The organism is Microcoleus sp. MON1_C5, assembly GCF_036701875.1.
In the GTDB taxonomy this organism is placed as follows: domain Bacteria; phylum Cyanobacteriota; class Cyanobacteriia; order Cyanobacteriales; family Microcoleaceae; genus Microcoleus.
The window spans coordinates 1-4,168 of the sequence record NZ_JAUBRN010000134.1 but is presented as its reverse complement, the minus strand read 5'-3'; the positions used below and the strand labels follow the sequence as shown (position 1 = coordinate 4,168).

General features: G+C 39.5%; 1 protein-coding gene. It reads left to right on the top strand.

Annotation, left to right across the window (positions count from 1 at the left end):
- Positions 1 to 536: 536 nt before the first annotated feature.
- Positions 537 to 4,168, top strand: a 3,632-nt coding sequence (locus tag QUA71_RS28910) for a serine/threonine-protein kinase PknK (RefSeq protein WP_333290412.1), incomplete at its 3' end; no start/stop codon positions are given.

Below are 4,168 nucleotides of genomic sequence, written 5' to 3'. Positions count from 1 at the left end.
ATTTAGTAACCCAAAAACTTCTGGGTGAAATAGAATGTAAAAGTGAGGTGGGAGTCGGCACCCTATTTATTATTAAGCTACCCCTACAAATTGATGCAAAACTGTAGTTTCCCAAATCAAAAGTTCAGTAATAAAAATAGGTGAGCAGCAATGGACAAGAGTATTTACGGTTTTTCAACTAAGAATCCTCTCAAAAAATGCTATGGGCTGAAGGATTTAACTCAGATGCGGGTCTAGGCATATCAGACGATCGATCTAGTAACTATAACAAGCCGTACAAATCTCCTCTGAAGACCAAGGGATCTCGCCCTTGGTCTCTGTTCTGCCTGCTTTTGGAGGAAACTGTAGAGCGAGCTCCCTCCTAACATAAATCTTTATTTGTATTTTTTTTAAGAAATGTAAAAATTAATATTTTTTTAGTTGAAATTTAAATTTTGTTTAAAGTGCAGGCTAGTCTTTATATTAGAGGGTAAATCTACTTACAAATTGATAATGGCTAAAAAAATGTGTATTTATTATTAAAATAGGCTGCAAAGATGATTAACTTAGCTGGCTACGAGATTACCAACCAAATACATGAAACTAACAATTCTTTAGTTTACAGAGGATTGAGAAAGCAAGACAACCAACGGGTAATTCTCAAATTTCTCAAGCAAGATTATCCGATGCCAGCTTCGTTAGTCAGATACAAGCAGGAATACGAAATAACACGCAATCTTAACCTAGAAAGTGTACCTAAAACCTATAGCTTAGAAAGATACCAGAACAGTTTAGTTATTATTTTCGAGGATTCTGGTGGAAAGTCATTTAACCTGTGGTTGGCCGATCAAAAACTTACCTTAGAAGAGTTTTTGGCAACCGGTATTAAAATAACCAGAGCTTTAGGCGACCTTCATCAACATAACATTATTCATAAAGATATCAACCCCAGCAATATTATTATTAACTCGACAACAGGGCTAGTTCAAATCATAGATTTTGGCATTTCTACTGTCTTATCGCGTGAGAATCCTACCCTAAAAAATCCTACTGTTTTAGAAGGCACTCTCAGCTATATATCGCCGGAACAAACAGGCAGAATGAATCGAGCGATCGACTACCGCACGGATTTTTACTCATTAGGAGTCACTTTTTACGAACTGCTAACGGGGCAACTGCCATGCGATTATAACGATGCAATGGAATTAGTCCATTGGCATATTGCTAAACAAGCAGTACCGCCCCATGAAATCAAGGCAGAAATAGAAATTCCTAAAGCCGTTTCTGATATAGTAATGAAGCTGTTAGAAAAAACTGCTGAAAAAAGATACCAAAGTGCTTGGGGAATCATCGTAGATTTAGAAGAATGCCTGGAACAGCTAAAGGCTAAAGGAACGATTACAGATTTTGATCTCGCCCAAAAAGATATTACAGATAAGTTTCAAATTCCCCAAAAACTTTATGGGAGAAAACGAGAAATTGAAACCTTATTAGCAGCATTCGAGCGCGTCAGCAATGGCACAACAGAAATCATGTTAGTGTCGGGTTACTCTGGCATTGGCAAATCAGCCTTAGTGCAAGAAGTTTATAAACCGATTACTAAGGCAAGCGGCTATTTTATTGCCGGAAAATTCGACCAATTTCAACGCAATGTTCCTTATGTGGCTGTTGTCAAAGCTTTTGGGTCCTTAGTCAAACAACTATTAACTGAGAGCGAAACGCAACTGGGCGCCTGGAAAGAAAAACTTTTAGCAGCTTTTGGTGATAACGGTCAAATTATTATAGATGTCATTCCCGACGTAGAACTCATCGTTGGGAAACAGCTACCCGTGCAAGAGTTAGGTGCTACAGAAGCACAAAATCGTTTTAATTTAGTCTTTCAAAAATTTATCCGGGTGTTTTGTTCAGTCGAGCATCCCTTAGTCATTTTTCTAGATGATTTGCAATGGGCTGATTCCGCTACTCTGAAACTGCTGCAAGTAATGATGGCAGATGAGGAAACGAAATATTTATTTCTACTTGGAGCTTATCGAGATAACGAAGTGAGCCCCACGCATCCTCTGATAATGACGCTGGATGGGTTGCAAAAGCAAGATGTTACTATTAACCAAATTACCTTAACTCCCTTAGATATCGAACATATCGCTAATTTGATAGCTGATACTGTGCGTAGAGATAGAGGAGCGGTCATACCCCTAGCTGAGTTAGTCGTTGGTAAAACTCAAGGCAATCCTTTTTTTGTCAATCAGTTTCTCAGAAGTCTCTATGAAGAAAAACTACTAAATTTCCATTTTCAGCAAAGAAGCTGGGATTGGAAAATTTCAGAAATCGAAGCAGTAGGTATTACCGATAACGTGGTTGAGTTGATGGTCGGGAAATTGAGAAAGATGCCAGGCTCAACTCAACAGATTTTACGGTTAGCCGCTTGTGTGGGCAATAGTTTTGACTTAAACACTCTGTCAATTGTCAATCAAAAATCTACCGCCGAAACTTTTAAAGAGCTAGTGTCCGCGCTCCAAGATGGGTTAATTTTAGCCACTTCTGAATTAGGCACGACAGAAGAAGAAATTATTCAGTCTCATCTAATCATTACTACTTACAAGTTTTTGCACGATCGCGTGCAACAAGCAGCCTATGCTCTGATTGAGGAAAGTTCTAAAAAAACTGTTCACTTACAAATCGGTCGCCTGCTTTGGCAAAATACCTCGACAGAGAAGCGAACGGAAGACATATTTGCGATCGTCGATCATTTGAATCTAGGAATTGAAGGGGTTGCCGATCAATCCGAACGAACTGAAATTGCTAAACTCAATTTAATTGCCGGTCAAAAAGCCAAAGCAGCTACAGCCCATGAGTCTGCGCTTAAATATTTGCAAGCAGGGTTGGGACTGTTAGTAGAAGATAGCTGGACTTATCAGTATAAATTAACATTAGCGCTGCATGAGGAAGCAGCAGAGACAGCTTTTTTGAGCGGTGATTTTGAAGTAATGCTGAGATTTGTTGAGAGGGTGCAAAACTGCGCTAAAACGCTACTGGACACAGTAAAAGTGTATGAAGTCCAGATTCAAGCTTACGTGGGACAGAACAGGGTGCTAGAAGCCGTTAATACAGCGCTACAAGTTTTAAAGCTGTTAGGGGTGGAGTTTCCCCAAGAGCCGAACCCGTCAGATATTGGGCAGGCAGTAGGGGAAACAGCGACAATTTTGAAGGGGAAGCGAATTGAGGATTTAATTGACTTGCCTCAAATGAGCGATCCGTATAAACTAGCAGCCATGAAACTTTTATCAAGTATCTTTGCTCCTGCATACATTGTTGCTCCTGCACTGTTGCCCTTGACGGTATGCAAACAAGTAGATTTATCCGTCCAATATGGCAATGCTTCCGTTTCTCCCTTTGCCTATGCCAATTATGGTTTTCTTCTTTGTGGAGTTTTAGGAGATATTGACTCAGGTTATCAGTTCGGTCAATTAGCTTTAAGTCTAGTCTCCAAGTTAAATGCTCAAGAAATCAAAGCCAAGACAGCCTTCATAGTAAATCTATTTATCCGACATTGCAAAGAGAATCTGAGAGAAACCTTAGAGCCTTTAGTATCAGTTTACTCTAGCGGACTGGAGACGGGAGATTTAGAATATGCAGGCTATGGTTTAATGGTGTACTCCTATTTCGCTTACTTTAGCGGCAAAGAACTGACTGTCCTTGAAAAAGAGATGGGAACTTACAGAGATGCTGCTCATAAAATCAAGCAAAAAACAGCGCTTAATTATATAGAAACCTATTGGCAGACTACCTTAAACTTGCTCGGAAAAAGTGAAAATCCCTTCCTTCTAAAGGGTGAAGCCTGCGATGAGGAGCTGAAGTTGCCATTGTACGAGCAAGCAAACGACAAAGTGGGAGTTGCATACATATATTTGAATAAAATTTTACTTTGTTATTGGTTGGAAAATTACTCGGAAGCAATTGAGAATACTGCTAGAATAGAGAAGTATTTAGATGCAATGGTAGGAATGCCCGTTGTTCCTGTCTTCCATTTTTACGATTCTTTAGTAAGGTTCGCGGTGTATTATGATACTCCACAGTCAGAGCAACAGGGTATTCTTGACAGAGTAAAAGCTAATCAAGAAAAAATGCAGAACTGGGCGCATCATGCTCCAATGAATTATCTGCACAAATTCTATCTAGTAGAGGCAGA